Raw genomic sequence first — 18,472 nt, forward strand, 5'->3', positions numbered from 1 at the left:
AATTGGGGGCATACGCGCGAAGAACAAGGCTGTATTGCGCTTGCGCAAGCAATCCACGATTATAGACCAAGCCGCCTGTAGCGACGAATCGTGGGGCCGTCCGGGGCATATATGGCTTAGAATACTTCCTTATTATGGGAAATTCCCTTTCAGAAACATTTTTCACCTTGCAGCGCTTCCCAGAATGACTAAACCAGCCCAGGCCAATCAAAATAGCTACACCCGAAAACCGGTCGAACGCCGGCCCTTGCCCAACCGGCTGGTACGGCTGCTGTCCGAGGCACGCTGGTTCGCGCTGGCCGCGTTTGCCCTGTATTTCGTGCTGATCCTGGCCAGCTTCAACAAGCTCGACCCCGGCTGGTCGCATGCCACCAATGTCGACAAGGTCGCCAACCTGGGCGGCAAGCTCGGTGCGACCTTTTCCGATCTGTTGCTGTATATCTTCGGCTTTTCCGCCTGGTGGTGGTGCGTGTGGCTGTTGCGCACCGTGTGGAATGGCTATCGCCGGCTGAGTAAGCGCTTCCTGCTGGAAGAGGAAGAGGTGGAGCGCGAGCACCATGTCGAGATGCTGATCCGTATCGTCGGCTTCTCCATCATGCTGATCGGCAGCATGGGCCTCGAATACCTGCGCATGGCGAAAAGCCTGCACGTGCAGCTGCCGCGCGACCCGGGCGGCGTACTGGGGCAGCTGGTGGGGCATTCGGCCCACGTGGCCTTCGGTTTTACGGGCGCTACTTTATTACTGTTGCTGCTGTTCGGCCTCGGTTTCAGCCTGTTCTTCCATGTGTCGTGGTTGCAAGTGGCCGAACGCATCGGCGGCGCGATCGAAGACGCATTTAATTGGTTCGTGCTGCGCTACCAGGACCGCGAAGACCGCCGCCAGGGCGAAGTGGCCGCCGTGCGCCGCGACGAAGTGGTGGTCATCGAACGGGCCAAGCATGTGGAAAAGCACGTGGCCGCGCCGCCCGTCAAAATCGAGCCGCAGGTGGTGACCGTGGTGAAATCTGAGCGCGTGGAAAAGGAACGCCAGGCGCATCTGTTCGAGAACCTGGGCGATGGCAAGCTGCCGCCTTTGTCGCTGCTCGACGAAGCGCCGCCCGTGGTGGAAACGGTGTCCGTGGAAACCCTGGAATTCACGAGCCGCCTGATCGAAAAGAAATTGTCGGACTTTGGCGTGGATGCCAAGGTAGTGGCCGCTTACCCCGGCCCCGTCGTGACGCGCTATGAAATCGAGCCGGCCACGGGCGTGAAGGGCAGCCAGATCGTGGGCCTGGCGCGCGACCTGGCCCGTTCGCTGTCCCTGACGTCGATCAGGGTGGTGGAAACCATTCCCGGCAAGAATTACATGGCGCTGGAATTGCCGAACAGCAAGCGCCAGATCGTGCGCCTGACGGAAATCCTCGGCTCCAAGGTCTACAACGATGGCGTGTCCAGCCTGACGATTGCGCTGGGCAAGGATATCGCCGGCAAGCCCGTCGTGGCCGATCTCGCCAAGATGCCTCACTTGCTGGTGGCCGGCACCACCGGTTCCGGTAAGTCCGTGGGCATCAATGCGACGATTTTGTCGCTGCTGTACAAGTCCGATCCGCTCGACGTGCGCCTGATCCTGATCGATCCGAAGATGCTGGAAATGTCCGTCTATGAAGGCATTCCGCACTTGCTGGCGCCCGTCGTGACGGACATGCGCCAGGCGGGCCACGCGCTGAACTGGGCCGTGAATGAGATGGAACGCCGCTACAAGCTGATGAGCAAGATGGGCGTGCGTAACCTGGCCGGCTACAACGCGAAGATTGCCGACGCGAAAAAGCGCGAAGAACACATCCCGAATCCGTTCAGCCTGACGCCGGACTCGCCCGAGCCGCTGGAAAAACTGCCGACCATCGTCATCATCATCGACGAGCTGGCCGACCTGATGATGGTGGTGGGCAAAAAAGTCGAGGAATTGATCGCGCGTATCGCGCAAAAGGCGCGCGCCGCCGGTTTGCACTTGATTCTGGCCACGCAGCGCCCATCTGTAGACGTGATCACGGGGCTGATCAAAGCCAACATCCCGACGCGTATCGCCTTCCAGGTCTCGTCGAAGATCGATTCGCGCACCATTCTCGACCAGATGGGCGCGGAAACCCTGCTGGGCATGGGCGACATGTTGTACATGCCGCCCGGCACCGGCCTGCCGATGCGCGTGCACGGCGCGTTTGTGTCCGATGAAGAAGTCCACAGGGTCGTCAGCCATCTGAAGCTGCAGGGCGAACCGAATTACATCGAGGGCATCCTCGAAGGTGGCACCCTGGAAGGCGACGGCGCCGAAGGCGGCGCGCCGGGCGAGGGCGGCGGCGAGGCCGATGCCCTGTACGACCAGGCGGTGGCGGTGGTGCTGAAAAACCGCCGCGCCTCGATTTCGCTGGTGCAGCGTCATTTGCGCATCGGCTACAACCGCGCGGCCCGTCTGCTCGAGCAGATGGAGCAGAGCGGGGTGGTATCAACCATGCAATCCAATGGCAACCGGGAAATCCTGGTGCCGGCGGCGAGTAGTGAACAAGGGTAACGGAATGAAGAATACGACTTTCGCAGCAAAAATGATCCTCGGCGCGGCCAGCGTCGCCTGCAGTATGCTGTTCGCGGCCAGCGCCTCGGCCAGTGCCCTGGAACAGTTCAAGAGCTTTGCGGCCGGCACCAAGTCGGCCAAGGGCGAGTTCGTGCAGCGCCAGGTCAAGAAGGCGGACGCCAGCGGCAAGGCGAAAGTGTCGACGCCAGCCAGCGGCACGTTCGAGTTTGCCCGTCCAGGCAAGTTCATCTGGACCTATCTGAAGCCGTACGAGCAACTGCTGCAGGCGGACGGCGACAAGTTGTATATCTACGACAAGGACCTGAGCCAGGTGACGGTCAAGAAGCTGGGCGACGCGCTCGGTTCCTCGCCGGCCGCCATCTTGTTCGGCAGCAACGACCTGGAAAAGAATTTTACCCTGGCCGAAGCGGGCACGCGCGATGGCCTGGAATGGCTGAAGGCGACGCCGAAGGCCAAGGACACGACCTTCGACGAAATCACCATCGGCCTGCGCAACGGCGTGCCGGAGGCGATGGAATTGCGCGACTCGTTCGGGCAGACGTCGGTGCTGGCGTTCAAGAATTTCCAGAAGAATCCGGCACTGTCTGCGAACCATTTCAAATTCGTGATGCCTAAAGGCGCGGACGTGATCAACAACTAAGTTTTTCACGTGCTGTTTTTTTGACCGGCCTCGCACCATGCGGGGCCTTTGCATTCTTACCCGGTACATATTATGGCGGATCTTTTTTCCACCGCACCGCGCCAGCCGCTGGCCGAAGCCTTGCGGCCTGCTACTCTGAACGAAGTCATCGGCCAGACGCATCTGCTGGGCGTCGGCAAGCCGCTGCGCCTGGCGTTCGAGGCGGGCAAGGCCCATTCGATGATCTTGTGGGGGCCGCCCGGCGTGGGCAAGACGACCTTGGCGCGCCTGATGGCTAACGCGTTTGACAGCGAATTCATCGCCCTGTCGGCCGTGTTTGCAGGGGTGAAAGATATCCGCGCGGCCATGGACCAGGCCCGCCACAGCCTGGACCAGTTCGGCAAGCACACTTTATTGTTTGTCGACGAAATCCACCGGTTTAATAAATCGCAGCAGGATGCCTTGCTGCCTTTCGTCGAGTCGGGTCTGGTGACCTTCATCGGCGCGACGACGGAAAACCCCAGCTTCGAAGTCAACTCGGCGCTGCTGTCGCGCGCGCAAGTGTATGTGTTGAAGTCGCTCAACGAAGACGAGATGAAGCAGTTGCTGGCCAAGGCGCAAAGCACGGCGCTGACGCACCTGACATTCGACGAAGCGGCGGCCGACACCCTTATCGGCTATGCGGATGGCGATGCGCGCCGCTTTTTGAACTTGCTGGAACAGGCCGAGACGGCGGCCAGCTCGACGGGTACGACGACCATCGACGCGGCCTTCGTCGACAATGCGCTGACCCTCAATTCGCGCCGCTTCGACAAGGGCGGCGACAATTTCTATGATCAGATTTCTGCCCTGCACAAGTCCGTGCGCGGTTCGAACCCGGATGCGGCCCTGTACTGGTTTTGCCGCATGATCGACGGCGGCGCCGACCCGCGCTATTTGTCGCGGCGCATCGTGCGCATGGCCTGGGAAGACATCGGCCTGGCTGACCCCCGCGCCTTGACCATGGTCAATGATGCGGCGGAAACGTACGAGCGCCTCGGTTCGCCCGAAGGCGAGCTGGCCCTGGGCCAGGCCGTGATCTATCTGGCGATTGCGGCAAAGAGCAATGCCGGCTACAACGCGTTCAATACGGCCATGGCGTTCGTCAAGAAGGATAAATCGAAGGAAGTGCCCGTGCACTTGCGCAATGCGCCGACGAAGCTGATGAAGGAACTCGGTTACGGCCACGCCTACCGCTATGCGCACGACGAGCCCGATGCCTATGCGGCCGGCGAAACGTATTTTCCGGACGGCATGGCGGAACCGGGCTGGTACCAGCCCGTGCCGCGCGGTCTGGAAAGCAAGATTGCCGACAAGCTGGCCTGGCTGCGCGAGCTGGACAGGAAAGCAGGAAAGCCAGCCGGCAAGGGCTGAGGCTACAGACCCAGCAAGCTAAAACCATCATCCTGCGGCGCGTAGCCGACCAGCCGGCGCGTGGCTGCAATCGACAGCCGTTTATAACGGTTGTCCGACACCCCATGCACGACGTGGTAGCCGGGCGCCACGTCCGCCGCGATGCAGCAGGCCAGCAGTTGCACCACGTCGCGCTCGCTGATGAAGGCGGCGATGTCGCGCGCACTGTGCTCTTGGCCTGGCGCAAACTGCGCCACGTTGGCGATGCGCACGGCGATCGCCGTCATGCCATGCTGGTGCGCGAAGGCCGACGCCACGCCTTCACCGAAGGCCTTGCTGGCGCCATACATGTTCGCCGGGCGCGCCGGCATGTTCTCATGCACTTGCATATCGAGCGGATAGCCTTCGATGGCTTGCGCGCTGCTGGCGAAGACCACTCTTTTCACTCCCTGCGCCTGTGCCGCGCGGAAGATGTTGTGCGTGCCGATGATGTTCGGCTGCAACAGCTGCGCATCGAAATCGGCACTGGCGTGCGGCACGCCGGCCAGGTGCAGCACCACGTCAATGTCCAGGCAGGCGGCCAGGCAGGCGGCGTAATCGCTGACGTCGAGCTGCATGGACGGGCAGGGCGCTTGCGCCAGCCCGTCCGTGTGCAGGTCGGCCAGGCGCAGGGAGAATTCCCCGTGCCGGCGCTTCCAGAAAACGGTGCCGATGATGCCGGCGGCGCCCGTGACGAGGACGCGCAAAGGTTGTTGAATCATGTATTCCTTGTATTGAGTGTGTGAGGCAGTGCCAGGTTCAGCCAGCGCAGCAGGGCGGGGCGCGGGGCTGCCGTCTCATGCACGCGGATGCGTCCGCTGCCCACGGCTTCGACCAGCACCAGGCCGTCATTCGGTATCGTGTAGCGTTCACCGCTGCGCAGCACGCAATCCTCGAACTGGGCATAGGCCGTGATCCAGGCCATGCCGGACAGGCATTCGATGACCCTGGCGCGCGCTTTTTCCAGGCGCAAGGGGCGTTCGCTGCGTAATTCGTGGTCGGTTTGCATGGCATCGCTCCTGTTGTGCGGACAGGAACAGCTTAGGCGCTGGGCTTGAACCATGACAGATGCAGGAAACCGAAATTGTCATGCATACAGTGTGCTTCGTCGTACACTGTGCTTGTCAAAAAAACGGGCAACTGTATCTGTGCGTGCCGCGCGCGCCAGCCGCATACTGAAGGGATGAACATGAATGCGCCTTTGAATCTGTACGAGCACCTGGCCAACGAGCTGGGCGCCCTGATCGACGCGCGCGTGTTCGCGCCCGGCGACCGCCTGCCGTCGATCCGCCACCTGGCGCAGCAAAAGCGCATTTCCGTCAGCACCGTGATGCAAGCCTTGCGCCTGATGGAAGACCGGGGGCAGGTCGATGCGCGGCCCCAGTCCGGCTATTTCGTGCGCCACCGCGCGCCGCGCCGGCCCTGCAGTGCCGACGCGCAGCATCTGAAGGAGCCGGCCTTTGTCGGCATCAACAACCTGTTGATGCGCGTGCTGAAGGAAAACGAGGCGCCTTCTATCGTGCAGCTGGGCACGGCCTGGCCGCCCGACGAGATATTGCCCATCAAGCGCATGCAGCGCACCATCAGCGCGGTGGCGCGGCGCGAGCCGGCGTTATTGAGCAAGGTCAGCTGTTATGACGTCAGCGAAAGCAACTTCCTGCGCCAGGTCGCGCGCCGCGCGCTGGACTGGGGCAAGCTGGACCCGCGCGAGATCGTCGTGACGAATTCCTGCACGGAAGCGATCAGCCTGTGCCTGCGCGCCGTGGCCAAGCCGGGCGACACCATCGCCATCGAGTCGGCCACGTATTTCGTGCTGCTGCAGATGATAGAAAGCCTGGGCATGAAGGCGCTGGAAATCCCCACCGACCCAAAGACGGGGCCGTCGCTCGATGCGCTCGAGCTGGCCCTGCGCGCCGGCCTCGTGCAGGCGTGCCTGTTCGTGCCGAACGCGAACAATCCCTTGGGCTGCGTCATGCCGGAAGCCAACAAGAAGCGCTTGGCGGGCTTGCTGTCGGAATTTAATATTCCGCTGGTGGAAGACGATGTCTATGGCGACCTGTGCTTTGCGCCCCAGCGCCCGTGGCCTGTGAAGGCTTACGACACGAGCGGCAATGTGCTGCTGTGTTCCTCGTTTTCCAAGGCCATCACGCCCGCGTCGCGCGTCGGCTATGTGCTGGCCGGGCGTTTCGCGCAGGAAGTGGCCTTGCTGAAAACCGTGTCGAGCGGCGCCACCAGCCATTTTTTCCAGGCCGTACTGGCCGATTTTTTGGAGGGCAGCAGCTACGACCAGCAGCTGCGCAAGATGCGGCGCACGCTGGTGCAGCGCATCGCGCGCATGTCCGATGCCGTGGCGGCCAGCTTTCCGGCCGACTGCATGCTGTCCGAGCCGCAGGGCGGTTTCGTGCTGTGGGTGCAGATGCCGCCGCAGGTCGATGCGCTGGCCCTGCATGGCCATGCCATTGCCGACGGCGTGGCGTATATGCCGGGCCAGCTGTTCTCGGCTTCGGGCAAGTTCGGCAATTATCTGCGCCTCAATTGCGGCAATGCGTGGACGCCCCGCATCGAGCAGGCGATCGGCCGGCTGGGCCGCCTGGTGCATGAGGCCTTGTAACTATTCTTTGCGTTTCAGTCCCCGTTTTTCACCGTTCGCTCCCTGTTTTTCGCCGCCGGTCGCAAGCCGGTGGCCTTGTTTGCCGCCGTTGGCTAAAGTAGCACCATACCAGCAGCAGTCAACGACGCAAACTAACCAGGAGTCACATCATGCACGCACTGAAAAACATGGAAATCGCCTTTATCGCCGCCGCCGTCCTGGCCATCGGCAGCAGCTTCGCCACCGCCGGCGCCAACACGGTGGAGGTGAGCGCCACGTCGACCCTGATCGCCAAGGCCGCCGACACCAGCATGCCCGTCGTCACCGTCAGCGCCCGCCGCCTGACGGCCGCCGAAAAAGCCGCTTTCATTTAAGTATCCGCCGTAAAGCGGGCGCGAGTGCCCGGCCATGCCGCCATGACGATGGCAGAGCGTGTGCAAAACTCATAAAGAACTGAACGGGTCTTGGTACAATGAGTGCTTTCGATACATCGGCACCGCCATCCACCCATGATAGATATCCAACTTCTCCGTAAAGACATCGCCAACGTCGCAGAACGCCTGGCGACGCGCAAATTCCAGCTCGACGTGGCAGGTTTTACCGCCCTCGAAGCCGAACGCAAGGCGATCCAGACGCGCACCGAAGAGCTGCAGGGCAAGCGCAACGCGCTGTCCAAGCAAATCGGCATGTTGAAAGGCAGGGGGGAAGACACCTCGGCCGTGATGGCGCAAGTGGCCGGCCTGGGCGATGAACTGAAAGCCGATGAAGCGGCCCTGACCGTGGTGCAAGCCAAGCTGAGCGATTTCATCATGGCCGTGCCGAACCTGCCGCACGAATCGGCGCCGGTAGGCACGGACGAGTCGGGCAACGTGGAAGTGCGCAAGGTCGGCACGCCGCGCACGTTCGATTTTGAAGTCAAGGATCACGTCGACGTGGGCGCCCCGCTGGGCCTGGACTTCGAAGTGGCCACCAAGCTGACCGGTTCGCGCTTCTCCGTGATGAAGGGCGGCATCGCCCGTCTGCACCGCGCACTGGCGCAATTCATGCTCAACACGCACGTGGACGAGCACGGCTACACGGAATGCTATACGCCGTACATGGTCAACGCCGATTCGCTGCGCGGCACGGGCCAGCTGCCGAAATTCGAAGCCGATCTGTTCTCGGTGAAAAAAGGCGGCGTGGAAGGCGAGGGCGAGACCTTCTACCTGATCCCGACGTCGGAAGTGTCGCTGACCAATATCGCGCGCGATGAAATCCTGGCGCTCGACCAATTGCCCCTGAAGATGACGGCCCACACGCCATGCTTCCGTTCGGAAGCGGGCAGCTACGGCCGCGACACGCGCGGCATGATCCGCCAGCACCAGTTCGACAAGGTGGAAATGGTGCAAGTGGTGCACCCGGACACCTCGTACCAGGTGCTGGAAGAAATGGTCGGCCACGCGGAAACGATCTTGCAACGCCTGGGCCTGCCATACCGCGTGATGTCGCTGTGCACGGGCGACATGGGCTTTACGGCCAGCAAGACCTTCGACCTGGAAGTATGGCTGCCGGCGCAGAACACCTACCGTGAAATCTCGTCCCTGTCGAACACGGAAGCCTTCCAGGCCCGCCGCATGCAGGCACGTTTCCGCAACGCCGCCGGCAAGCCGGAACTGGCCCACACCCTGAACGGCTCCGGCCTGGCAGTGGGCCGCACCCTGGTGGCTGTGCTGGAAAACTACCAGCAAGCGGACGGCAGCGTCGAAATCCCGCCAGTGCTGCGCCCGTACATGGGTGGCCTGACGCATCTGAAGGCGTAAAAAAGACCAGGCAGCTTGCTGCAATGGAAGGCTTAAAATAGTCCTTCCATTTTCTCAGGCGGCTGCTATAATCTTGCCTTCTCGCAGCAATGCGGGAAAAGACCGCAGCAAATGGAGAGGTGGCAGAGTGGTCGAATGTACTTGACTCGAAATCAAGCGTACGTTAAATCGTACCGTGGGTTCGAATCCCACCCTCTCCGCCAGAACAAATAGAGAAAGCTCCCGCAAGGGAGCTTTTTTTATTTGTGGCGGCGAAGAGGAGTACGCCCCCTGCGGGGCGTACGCGTGGGATTCGAAGACGAGCGCGTACTCGCGCGAGGCTCCCCGAATCGCCAAGATAGGTTTTGGTTTGCCAGCCCTCAGTTGCAAATCACCAATAAAACCCCTACCCAACCCAACAACACCCATGCTAAAATAGCGCCTCGTTCAAACAGGCATGCCAGTTTGAACGAATAGACCGCAGTAAACGGAGAGGTGGCAGAGTGGTCGAATGTACTTGACTCGAAATCAAGCGTACGTTAAATCGTACCGTGGGTTCGAATCCCACCCTCTCCGCCAGAATACATAAGAGAAGCTCCCGCAAGGGAGCTTTTTTTATTAGCGATGCCAAAAAGCCTGAGACGTATCAATGCAGGTAGAAAAAACCGCCCAAAGCGCGCAGCGCAAGGCGTTTTTTCCTCCATTCAGGCCTTGAAATCCAGCGCCCCACTAACGTAACGCAAGCTAGTGCACCAGCCGCGCCACCGCAAACGCCACGCCCGACATAGCAATTATCGTCCCCACGCACGACAGAATGACAGCCGACTTCGCCTCAGCCACATCGGACTTGGTCGCATAATTGGAACGCACCACCGCCACGTCCAGTTTCAAGCCGCTGACATCCGTCTTTAGAACGGCAACATCCGCTTTTACGTCAGCCATATCTTTTGCCAATGTGGTGACTTGCTCGTCCATGACCAAATCCTCCATGCTTTTCATTTCATGCTCCTCGCTTTTTTCACCGCTGTCAAACAGTGTCCCGAGAGTATCGTCGATAGCCTTGCTATTCCTCGCCAAGTGTTGTGCCAGCGCTGTTGCGCGCTGCAGGTCGGCCATTCTCTCGCCAGCTTAGGTCCAAAGTTTGACGCTACTCCTCACCCTGGATTCCACCTTGACCCCGCTCAGCCTATGTTAATCTACCCCCTCCCATCCCGACCCCACCCATAAAAGCAATGAGCCGATTCTGGAGCAACATCGTCAGCGAGCTGACCCCCTACGTCCCCGGCGAGCAGCCGAAACTGCCCGACCTGGTGAAACTCAACACCAACGAAAACCCCTACGGTCCGTCGCCGCAGGTGCTGGCCGCATTGCACGACGCGGCCAACGACAGCCTGCGCCTCTACCCGGATCCCACCGCCAGCGAGCTGAAGCAAACCCTGGCCGCCTACCACGGCCTCAACAGCGCGCAAGTGTTCGTCGGCAACGGTTCCGACGAAGTGCTGGCGCTGGCCTTCATGGCCTTGCTCAAGCACGATGCGCCCCTGCTGTTCCCGGACATCAGCTACAGCTTCTATCCCGTGTATTGCAAGCTGTACGGCATCGATTACCGGACGGTCGCGCTCGACGATGCCATGCGCATCCGCCCGGAAGACTATCAAGGGCCGTGCGGCGCCATCATTTTCCCGAATCCCAACGCGCCCACGGGCGTGGACTTGCCGCTGGCCGGCGTGGAAACCTTGCTGCGCGACCATCCCGACACCGTGGTCGTGGTCGATGAAGCGTACGTGGATTTCGGCGGCGAGAGCGCCGTGGCCCTGGTCGACCGGTATCCGAACTTGCTGGTGGTGCAGACGTTCTCGAAGTCGCGTTCGCTGGCCGGCTTGCGCGTGGGGTGTGCCTTCGGCCATGCGGACCTGATCGAGGCGCTGGAGCGCGTGAAGAACAGTTTCAACTCGTATCCGCTGGATAGGCTGGCGCTGGCCGGCGCGGTAGCGTCGCTGCACGACGAAGCGTATTTCCAGCAGACGCGCCAGGCCGTCATCGCCAGCCGCGAACAGCTGGCGGCGGATCTGGCGGCGCTGGGCTTCGACGTGCTGCCCTCGGTGGCCAACTTCGTCTTTGCCCGCCACCCGCAGCATGACGCGGCGCAACTGGCGGCCGGCTTGCGCGCCAGATCGGTGATCGTGCGCCATTTCAACGCACCGCGCATCAGCCAGTATTTGCGCATCAGCATCGGCAATCCTGCAGAATGTGCCGCCTTGATGGCGGCATTGCGCGAAATATTGTCGTGATGGTAAGCCTGATACGGCTGGCGGCAGCCCTACCAGGCGCCAATTTGTTTACTGCTGGCTGGCCCGGCGGCGGCGCGACATGAAGCCGAGCAAGCCCAGGCCGCCCAACAGCATGCCATAAGTGGCTGGCTCCGGTACGGCCGACACGGACAGGTTATTGATGGTGGGCCAGATACCGATCTGTCCGGCGGTGCTGACGGCCAGGTTTGAGAAGGCGCCCGACGACACGAAGCCGATAAACGAGGCTTGCGTCGGCAAGGCCAGCTCGTAGGTGAGCAGTTCGCCCAGCTTATTGCGCGCTGTCAATGTGATGCTCTGGCCGTTAGCATATTCGCCGGAAAAGTTCGATCCGAAGAAGAATCCCCCCACACCGCGTACGTCACTGGAAAAGTTGGAGAACACCACGCTGTCATTGCGGTTGTTCGTGCTCAGCCAGTTGTCGCTACCGGTGCCCGCGCCGTACAGGATGGGCGAGGAGCCAATGCTGCTCACCGTGTAGCCGTAGCTGCCGGCATTACGGTACAGCGGGCCGTCGAGTGCATCGATGGGTAAATCATCAAAGGTATCGACGCCCGTATTGCCGACCGCTGCCAGATAGGCGGACTGGCTCGTAAAGATCGTGATGTCTGCGTGTGCGGCGCTGGCGGCGAGCAGCAGGGTGGCGGCGCTGATGATTTTCAGGCGGGAAAATGCAGTTTGCAAGATCGACTCCTTAACAGGGGTTGGGAAAAGGATGTGGCAAGACTTTACTTATTTGCAATGCCAATTCAATATAATATTAACTAGAAAAAAATGCAATAAAAAGTTCTTTATGATAATTTCCTTTTTATTTAGTTGAAATGCGGATGTTTCCCAATCGCCACTCCTTGTGCGCCAAACGTCGCTTGGGGCCTCGCCTTGCTGCCGCCATGGGCCATTTGTGCAACAATAATCGGATTCACACATCGACAGGACGGACAAAATGGCAAAAGTGGCATTCATCGGTTTGGGCGTCATGGGTTTCCCCATGGCAGGTCACCTGGCGGCGGGCGGGCACGACGTCACCGTGTACAACCGCAACCCGGCCCGCGCGGCCGCCTGGCTGGAGCAATACAAGGGCAGCAGCGCCGCCACGCCGGCCGCCGCCGCAGCGGGTGCCGAGTTCGTCTTCACCTGCATCGGCAACGATAACGATCTGTACCAGGTCATCCTGGAAGAGGGCGGCTTGCTGTCCGCCATGGCGCCGGGCAGCATCCTGATCGACCATACGACGGCGTCCGCCGAAGCGGCGCGCACCATCCACGCGGCGGCGAAGGAGAAGGGCGTGTTCTTCCTCGACGCGCCCGTGTCCGGCGGCCAGGCCGGAGCGGAAAACGGCAAGCTGACCGTGATGGTGGGCGGCGATGCGGAAGCGTATGCACGGGCCGAGCCCGTCATCGCCCTGTTCGCGCGCGCCGTCACCTATATGGGCGCGTCCGGTTCCGGCCAGCTGACAAAAATGGTCAACCAGATCTGCATCGCGGGCCTCGTGCAAGCCTTGAGCGAAGGCATTGCCTTTGCGGAAAACGCGGGCCTCGACGCGGCCCTGGTGGTGGACGTGATTTCCAAGGGCGCGGCGCAGTCGTGGCAGCTGGAAAACCGGGGCAAGACCATGATCGAGCGCAAGTTCGACTTCGGTTTCGCCGTCGACCTGATGCGCAAGGACCTCGGTATCTGCCTCGCCGAAGCCAAGCGCAACGGCAGCGACTTGCCCGTGACGACCTTGACGGACCAGTTCTATGGCGAAGTGCAGCAGGCGGGCGGCAACCGCTACGACACCTCCAGCCTGATTACCCGCCTGAACAAAAAGTAACTTTTTAACTCTTCAGTAAAGAGCGGCGCGTCCCTGCCCAGGGCCGCGCCGCTTGTCGTTTATGGTGCCGGCATTATTAAAATGTCGGTTTCCGGAACATCCGGTTTCGATTTTCATGGAAAAGCATGGACTTCGCTAGCTCATCGTGTATTATTAAAAAACGAGATGAAATGTCCCAATTTTTAAAACATTATGAGCGGACCAGCATGAAAACTAACTCCTCAGCGATAACACGCGTTGTCGACAAGAACATCCCCTATGTGTCTTCCGCCATCGCCATCTGGCGGCCCCGGGCCGTGCTGCGCAGCTGGCCCGGCGTGGCCATCGCGCTGGTGATCGCCCTGTCGGCCACCTTTATTTCCAGCAATTACGGCGGGCCCCAGCTACTGTATGCGCTGTTCTTCGGCCTGGCCTTCCACTTCCTCGCGTCCGATCCCACCTGCAAGCCCGGCATCGAGTTTTGCAGCAAGGTGCTGCTGCGCACGGGCGTGGCCTTGCTGGGGGCGCGAATCACCTTCAACCAGATCGCTTCCGTGGGCGTGACGCCCCTGCTGATCGTCGTCGGCGGCCTGGTGGCGACTTTGGGTTTCGGCTACCTGCTGGCCAAATGGCTGAAACGTCCGATCACGGAAGGCATTTTGTCGGGCGGCTCCGTGGCCATCTGCGGCGCCTCGGCCGCGCTGGCCATTTCGGCCGTGCTGCCGCAAACCAAGGAAAACGAAAAGTTCACCCTGCTGACGGTGGTGGGCGTGACGTCGCTGTCCACCCTGGCCATGATCGTCTACCCGCTGCTGGTCAAGCTGCTGGGCTTTGACCCGACGGAAGCGGGCGTGTTCATCGGCGGCACCATCCATGACGTGGCGCAAGTGGTGGGCGCCGGCTATCTGGTGAGCAACCATACGGGCGACGTGGCCACCTTCGTGAAATTGACGCGCGTCGCCTGCCTCGTGCCCGTCGTGCTGGGCCTGTCGATCATGTTCAAGCGCAAGGACGGCAAGAGCGAAGTCGATGCACCGCCGCTCGTGCCGTTCTTCCTGATCGGCTTTGTCTGGCTCGTCATCACGAACAGCCTGGGCCTGATTCCGCAGGAAGTGAATGGCTGGATCAACAATGCCTCGCGTGCCTGCCTCGTCATTGCGATTGCCGCTCTGGGCGTGAAAACCTCGTTCCAGTCGCTGGCCTCGCTGGGCTGGCGTCCCGTGATCATGCTGGTGATGGAGACCGTGTGGATCGCCGCCTTCGTCGCCATCGCCGTGCTGCTGACGCGCTGAGCGCTGGCCATTCGCCATGAAGATCCTTGTCCTCGGCGCCGGCGTGGTCGGCACGGCATCGGCCTGGTATTTGCGCCAGGCGGGCCACGACGTGCGCGTGCTCGAGCGCCAGGCGGGCGCCGCGCAGGAAACCAGTTTTGCCAACGGCGGGCAGATTTCCGTCTCGCACGCGGAACCGTGGGCCAATCCCGCCACCCTGCGCAAGGTCGTTAGCTGGCTGGGCAAGGACGACGCGCCGCTGCTGTTCCGTCCCCGCCTCGATCCGCTGCAATGGCAGTGGGCCTTGCACTACCTGCGCGAATGCCTGCCGGCTAGGGTGGCGCGCAATATGCGCCAGATCGTCGCCCTGGCCGAATACAGCCGCCAGAGTCTGCAAGCCTTGCGGCGCGAGACGGGGATTACCTATGATCACCTCGAGCGCGGTATTTTGCATTTCTATACGGACGAGCAGGAGTTTGATAAATCGCAAGCGGGCGCCGCGCTCCTGCGCGAGCTGGGCTGTCCGCGCAATACCGTCAGCGCCGATGAAGTGATCCGTCTGGAGCCGGCCCTGCGCCACGCGCGCAGCCGCATCGTCGGCGGCGATTTTACGGCCAGCGACGAGTCGGGCGATGTGCACTTGTTTACCACGGCCCTGGCTGTCCGCGCGGCGGCGGCCGGCGTGGATTTCCAGTACGGCACGACCGTGACGCGGCTGCTGGAAGATGGTGCGAATGGCGCACGCATCACGGGCGTGGAATGCATCGATGCGCAGGGGCGCCACCGCCTCGAGCACGCGGACGCCGTGGTGGTGGCCATGGGCAGCTTTTCCGCACCGCTGCTGCAGCCGCTGGGCATCCGGCTGATGCTGTATCCGGGCAAAGGTTATTCCGCCACCTATCCGATCATCGATCACGTCAGCGCACCCAGCGTATCGCTGACGGACGACGGCCATAAGCTGGTGTTTTCGCGCCTGGGATCGCGCCTGCGCGTGGCGGGCACGTGCGAGCTGAACGGCTACACGCGCGAACTCAATCCTGTGCGCTGCGCCGCGATCACGCGCCGCGTGCAAGCGCTGTTTCCCGGCGCCTGCGATTACAGCGACCCCGTCTACTGGGCCGGCCTGCGCCCCCTGACACCGTCGAACGTCCCCTACATCGGCGCCACGCGCTACCGCCAGCTGTTCCTCAACACGGGCCACGGCACCCTGGGCTGGACCATGGGCTGCGGCGCGGGCAGGGCGCTGGCCGACCTCGTGTCGGGACGGCGGCCGGAAGTCGATTTTGCGTTTTGCGGAGAAACCCAAAGGAAAAGGCTGGGGCCGAACCCTGAGGGTCCGACCCCGGATTTTGCTTCTGGTTTAAATGAATTGCATAGGAGATCACGATGAGAGACGACGCCACCCCCAGCCAACCCCCCGTCGGCCTGACCCTGGCCGGCACCACCTACCAGTCGCGCCTGCTGGTGGGCACCGGTAAATACAAGGATTTCGAGGAGACGCGCCTCGCCATCGAGGAAAGCGGCGCCGAGATCGTCACCGTGACCATCCGCAGGGTGAATATCGGCCAGGAAAAGGGCGAGCCGAACCTGCTCGACTTCATTCCGCCATCGAAATACACGATCCTGCCCAACACGGGCGGCTGCTACAACGCGCGCGATGCCGTCTACACTCTGCAACTGGCGCGCGAGCTGCTGGGCGGCCACCAGTTGTGCAAGCTGGAAGTGCTGGGCGACGAAAAGACCCTGTTCCCGAACATGCCGGAAACGTTAAAGGCGGCGGAGCAGCTGGTGCGCGACGGCTTCCAGGTGATGGTGTATTGCAGCGACGACCCCATCCAGGCGCGCATGCTGGAAGACATCGGCTGCATCGCCGTCATGCCGCTGGCGTCCCTGATCGGCTCTGGCATGGGCATTCTCAATCCATGGAACTTGTCGCTGATCATCGAGCAAGCCAAGGTGCCCGTGCTGGTCGACGCGGGCGTGGGCACGGCGTCGGACGCGGCCATCGCCATGGAACTCGGTTGCGACGGCATCTTGATGAATACCGCCATCGCGGCGGCGCGCGAGCCGATCCGCATGGCGCGCGCCATGAAACTGGCAGTGCAGGGCGGACGCGAGGCCTATCTGGCCGGACGCATGCCCCGGAGAGCGGGCGTCATGAGCGCCTCGCCCTCGTCGCCGATGGCCGGGCTGATCGCCTGAGTGGCCGCATTTACCGCATTTACCGCAGTTTGCAGCACCGTAGTTGATTCTGTTTGAAGCACCCATAAAAACCACAATACCTGGAGATGACATGAAACACACACTCGTAGCGGCAGCCATCCTGGCCTCCTTCTTCGCCGGCAACGCCAGCGCCCAATCGTCCGTCACCGTGTACGGCTTGCTCGACGCGGGCTTCACGTCCGAGCACGGCGGCGCGGACGGTTCCGTCACCAAGCTGGCCACCGGCGTGCAGTCGGGCAGCCGCATCGGCTTCAAGGGCACGGAAGACCTGGGCAACAACTTGAAAGCCAATTTCCTGTTGGAAAATGGCCTCGACGTGGACACGGGCGCCAACCGCCAGGGCGCCTTGTTCGGGCGCAAGGCCTATGTGGGCCTGTCGGGCGGCTTCGGCGCCGTGAACCTGGGCTTGCAGCACAACCCGCTGTTCACCGCGCTGGACAATATCGACCCCTTCGAGACGGGCATGACGGGCGCCTCGATCAACCTGATGAGCGTGGCCAGCCTGCGCACGAAAAATTCCATCATGTATGAAACGCCAAAGGTGAACGGCTTGTCGGCCGCCGTCATGTATGGCTTGGGCGAAAAGCCCGACAGCAATACCCTGGGCCGCACCATCGACTTTTCCATCGACTACGCCAACGGTCCGCTCGTGCTGACCCTGGCGCAAGACAACCGCAAGGACACGCCATTGAACACGGCGAAAGTGACCTTGCTGGGCGGCACCTACGACTTCGGCCCCGCCAAGCTGCACGCCGCGTATGAGACGGACAAGGACGATGCGGGCACGGATTTCCGCGATTACATGGTGGGCGTGTCAGCCCCTGTGGGCGCGGCCGGCAGCGTGATGGCCTCGTACATTCGCAAGGATGACCGCACGAATGCGCGCCGCGGCGGGCGCCAGCTGGCCATCGGCTACACGTATGCCTTGTCCAAGCGCACCAACCTGTACACCTCGTACGGGCGCATCAGCAACGATGGCGCTGGCACCAACTTCGTTGGCGACGCCTCCAGCGGCGGCAGCGTGCCCTTGCCTGGGCATAACTCGAGCGCCTTCACGGCCGGCATGCGCCTGAAGTTCTAAACGCGGCAGTGCAGGTAGCGATGGCGGCTTGTCTGTTGCGGATAAGCCGCCATTGTTGTTTCAGGAGTGGGGCAAAGTCGCAGATTCCGGATTCAGGAATGAAACAGTCCGATTTTTCATGAATTTTTATTGACAGCGCATTTCACAACCGTTAAATTGAACACGTATTTCAAATATCGGAACAAAATATACCGATTTTTCATAAAACCGTAAGGAGACTGAGCCATGACCGATTTGTCCGACCAAAAAGCCGCCGCAGCCGCCGCAGTGCATCCACCCGCTCCTGTAGGCCCGCAAAAGATGACGCCTTCCGAAGCGTTCGTGGAAACCCTGGCCGCCAATGGCGTGACCGACATGTTCGGCATCATGGGCTCGGCCTTCATGGACCCGATGGACATTTTTGCCCCCGCCGGCATCCGCTTGATCCCCGTCGTGCACGAGCAGGGCGCCGGCCACATGGCCGACGGCTATGCCCGCGTCTCGGGCCGCCATGGCGTCGTCATCGGCCAGAACGGCCCCGGCATCAGCAATTGCGTCACCGCCATTGCCGCCGCCTACTGGGCGCACACGCCCGTCGTCATCATCACGCCGGAAACGGGCACGATGAGCATGGGCCTGGGCGGCTTCCAGGAAGCGAACCAGTTGCCGATGTTCGAGGAATTTACGAAATACCAGGGTCATGTGACCAATCCGGCCCGCATGGCCGAGTTCACGGGCCGCTGCTTCGACCGCGCCATGTCGGAAATGGGCCCGACGCAATTGAACATCCCGCGCGACTATTTTTATGGCGAAATCAAGGCCGAGATCCCGAA

General features: G+C 61.7%; 17 protein-coding genes and 2 tRNA genes. 15 read left to right on the forward strand and 4 right to left on the reverse strand.

Going from position 1 to position 18,472, the window contains the following annotated elements; translation table 11 throughout:
- Positions 1-184: 184 nt before the first annotated feature.
- The 3 genes from IGS60_RS20095 to IGS60_RS20105 all read left to right on the forward strand — a co-directional run bounded on the left by IGS60_RS20095 (position 185) and on the right by IGS60_RS20105 (position 4,598).
- Complete coding sequence (locus IGS60_RS20095) at positions 185-2,545, forward strand: DNA translocase FtsK (RefSeq protein WP_070225006.1); 2,361 nt, start codon at positions 185-187, stop codon at positions 2,543-2,545.
- Positions 2,546-2,576: 31 nt separating this feature from the next.
- The gene (lolA, locus tag IGS60_RS20100; protein ID WP_139143741.1) at positions 2,577-3,206 is read left to right on the forward strand and encodes an outer membrane lipoprotein chaperone LolA; all 630 of its coding nucleotides are present in this window, start codon (positions 2,577-2,579) and stop codon (positions 3,204-3,206) included.
- Between the two features lie 72 nt (positions 3,207-3,278).
- On the forward strand, positions 3,279-4,598 hold the full coding sequence (locus IGS60_RS20105; protein WP_070225008.1) for a replication-associated recombination protein A: 1,320 nt from the start codon (positions 3,279-3,281) through the stop codon (positions 4,596-4,598).
- A 2-nt stretch (positions 4,599-4,600) separates the two neighbouring features.
- Here the strand turns inward: IGS60_RS20105 and IGS60_RS20110 are convergent, their stop codons facing one another.
- Complete coding sequence (locus IGS60_RS20110; RefSeq protein ID WP_230505946.1) at positions 4,601-5,338, reverse strand: NAD(P)-dependent oxidoreductase; 738 nt, start codon at positions 5,336-5,338, stop codon at positions 4,601-4,603.
- A complete protein-coding gene (locus IGS60_RS20115) occupies positions 5,335-5,625 on the reverse strand; it encodes a DUF2917 domain-containing protein (RefSeq protein ID WP_230505947.1) in 291 nt (96 codons plus the stop codon). Before IGS60_RS20115 ends, IGS60_RS20110 begins: the two co-directional genes overlap by 4 nt.
- 180 nt (positions 5,626-5,805) lie before the next feature.
- On the opposite strand from IGS60_RS20115, the gene IGS60_RS20120 reads away from it, so the two are divergent.
- From IGS60_RS20120 to IGS60_RS20140, 5 genes are all read left to right on the forward strand, one after another.
- Positions 5,806-7,227 carry a PLP-dependent aminotransferase family protein gene (locus tag IGS60_RS20120; RefSeq protein ID WP_230505948.1) on the forward strand — a complete coding sequence of 474 codons (1,422 nt, stop codon included), beginning with the start codon at positions 5,806-5,808 and terminating at the stop codon, positions 7,225-7,227.
- A 149-nt stretch (positions 7,228-7,376) separates the two neighbouring features.
- Complete coding sequence (locus tag IGS60_RS20125; RefSeq protein ID WP_070225011.1) at positions 7,377-7,580, forward strand: hypothetical protein; 204 nt, start codon at positions 7,377-7,379, stop codon at positions 7,578-7,580.
- A 135-nt stretch (positions 7,581-7,715) separates the two neighbouring features.
- A complete protein-coding gene (gene serS / locus IGS60_RS20130) occupies positions 7,716-9,005 on the forward strand; it encodes a serine--tRNA ligase (RefSeq protein WP_230505949.1) in 1,290 nt (429 codons plus the stop codon).
- Positions 9,006-9,118: 113 nt separating this feature from the next.
- A tRNA-Ser gene (locus tag IGS60_RS20135) sits at positions 9,119-9,208 on the forward strand.
- Between the two features lie 265 nt (positions 9,209-9,473).
- A tRNA-Ser gene (locus IGS60_RS20140) sits at positions 9,474-9,563 on the forward strand.
- A 165-nt stretch (positions 9,564-9,728) separates the two neighbouring features.
- Here the strand turns inward: IGS60_RS20140 and IGS60_RS20145 are convergent.
- Positions 9,729-10,100, reverse strand: a complete 372-nt coding sequence (locus IGS60_RS20145; protein WP_230505950.1) for a hypothetical protein — start codon at positions 10,098-10,100, stop codon at positions 9,729-9,731.
- Positions 10,101-10,216: 116 nt separating this feature from the next.
- Between IGS60_RS20145 and hisC the strand changes: the two genes are divergently transcribed.
- Positions 10,217-11,275: a histidinol-phosphate transaminase gene (hisC, locus tag IGS60_RS20150; protein WP_230505951.1), complete on the forward strand. Its 1,059-nt coding sequence runs from the start codon at positions 10,217-10,219 to the stop codon at positions 11,273-11,275.
- A 48-nt stretch (positions 11,276-11,323) separates the two neighbouring features.
- Here the strand turns inward: hisC and IGS60_RS20155 are convergent, their stop codons facing one another.
- A complete protein-coding gene (locus tag IGS60_RS20155; RefSeq protein WP_230505952.1) occupies positions 11,324-11,977 on the reverse strand; it encodes an FxDxF family PEP-CTERM protein in 654 nt (217 codons plus the stop codon).
- A 259-nt stretch (positions 11,978-12,236) separates the two neighbouring features.
- Between IGS60_RS20155 and IGS60_RS20160 the strand changes: the two genes are divergently transcribed.
- The 6 genes from IGS60_RS20160 to IGS60_RS20185 form a co-directional block, all read left to right on the forward strand.
- Positions 12,237-13,106 carry an NAD(P)-dependent oxidoreductase gene (locus IGS60_RS20160; protein WP_230505953.1) on the forward strand — a complete coding sequence of 290 codons (870 nt, stop codon included), beginning with the start codon at positions 12,237-12,239 and terminating at the stop codon, positions 13,104-13,106.
- 206 nt (positions 13,107-13,312) lie between these two features.
- Positions 13,313-14,377, forward strand: a complete 1,065-nt coding sequence (locus IGS60_RS20165; RefSeq protein WP_230505954.1) for a YeiH family protein — start codon at positions 13,313-13,315, stop codon at positions 14,375-14,377.
- Between the two features lie 16 nt (positions 14,378-14,393).
- On the forward strand, positions 14,394-15,746 hold the full coding sequence (locus IGS60_RS20170) for a D-amino acid dehydrogenase (RefSeq protein ID WP_230505955.1): 1,353 nt from the start codon (positions 14,394-14,396) through the stop codon (positions 15,744-15,746).
- Positions 15,743-16,558, forward strand: a complete 816-nt coding sequence (locus IGS60_RS20175; protein ID WP_230505956.1) for a thiazole synthase — start codon at positions 15,743-15,745, stop codon at positions 16,556-16,558. Before IGS60_RS20170 ends, IGS60_RS20175 begins: the two co-directional genes overlap by 4 nt.
- 91 nt (positions 16,559-16,649) lie before the next feature.
- Positions 16,650-17,660, forward strand: coding sequence for a porin (locus tag IGS60_RS20180; protein WP_230505957.1), 1,011 nt, complete (start codon positions 16,650-16,652; stop codon positions 17,658-17,660).
- 225 nt (positions 17,661-17,885) lie between these two features.
- Positions 17,886-18,472 (forward strand): thiamine pyrophosphate-binding protein (locus IGS60_RS20185; RefSeq protein ID WP_268994139.1); only part of this gene is annotated, 587 nt, incomplete at its 3' end.

It is taken from the genome of Janthinobacterium sp. FW305-128 (assembly GCF_020858135.1).
Classification (GTDB): domain Bacteria; phylum Pseudomonadota; class Gammaproteobacteria; order Burkholderiales; family Burkholderiaceae_D; genus Janthinobacterium.

Bases quoted from the DNA above. Each gene is read 5' to 3' on its own strand.
- IGS60_RS20115 (WP_230505947.1), bottom strand. From the start codon at position 5,625: ATGCAAACCGACCACGAATTACGCAGCGAACGCCCCTTGCGCCTGGAA.
- serS (WP_230505949.1), top strand. From the start codon at position 7,716: ATGATAGATATCCAACTTCTCCGTAAAGACATCGCCAACGTCGCAGAA.
- hisC (WP_230505951.1), top strand. From the start codon at position 10,217: ATGAGCCGATTCTGGAGCAACATCGTCAGCGAGCTGACCCCCTACGTC.
- IGS60_RS20180 (WP_230505957.1), top strand. From the start codon at position 16,650: ATGAAACACACACTCGTAGCGGCAGCCATCCTGGCCTCCTTCTTCGCC.
- IGS60_RS20095 (WP_070225006.1), top strand. From the start codon at position 185: ATGACTAAACCAGCCCAGGCCAATCAAAATAGCTACACCCGAAAACCG.
- IGS60_RS20170 (WP_230505955.1), top strand. From the start codon at position 14,394: ATGAAGATCCTTGTCCTCGGCGCCGGCGTGGTCGGCACGGCATCGGCC.
- IGS60_RS20175 (WP_230505956.1), top strand. From the start codon at position 15,743: ATGAGAGACGACGCCACCCCCAGCCAACCCCCCGTCGGCCTGACCCTG.
- lolA (WP_139143741.1), top strand. From the start codon at position 2,577: ATGATCCTCGGCGCGGCCAGCGTCGCCTGCAGTATGCTGTTCGCGGCC.
- IGS60_RS20125 (WP_070225011.1), top strand. From the start codon at position 7,377: ATGCACGCACTGAAAAACATGGAAATCGCCTTTATCGCCGCCGCCGTC.
- IGS60_RS20105 (WP_070225008.1), top strand. From the start codon at position 3,279: ATGGCGGATCTTTTTTCCACCGCACCGCGCCAGCCGCTGGCCGAAGCC.
- IGS60_RS20145 (WP_230505950.1), bottom strand. From the start codon at position 10,100: ATGGCCGACCTGCAGCGCGCAACAGCGCTGGCACAACACTTGGCGAGG.
- IGS60_RS20165 (WP_230505954.1), top strand. From the start codon at position 13,313: ATGAAAACTAACTCCTCAGCGATAACACGCGTTGTCGACAAGAACATC.
- IGS60_RS20110 (WP_230505946.1), bottom strand. From the start codon at position 5,338: ATGATTCAACAACCTTTGCGCGTCCTCGTCACGGGCGCCGCCGGCATC.
- IGS60_RS20160 (WP_230505953.1), top strand. From the start codon at position 12,237: ATGGCAAAAGTGGCATTCATCGGTTTGGGCGTCATGGGTTTCCCCATG.
- IGS60_RS20120 (WP_230505948.1), top strand. From the start codon at position 5,806: ATGAATGCGCCTTTGAATCTGTACGAGCACCTGGCCAACGAGCTGGGC.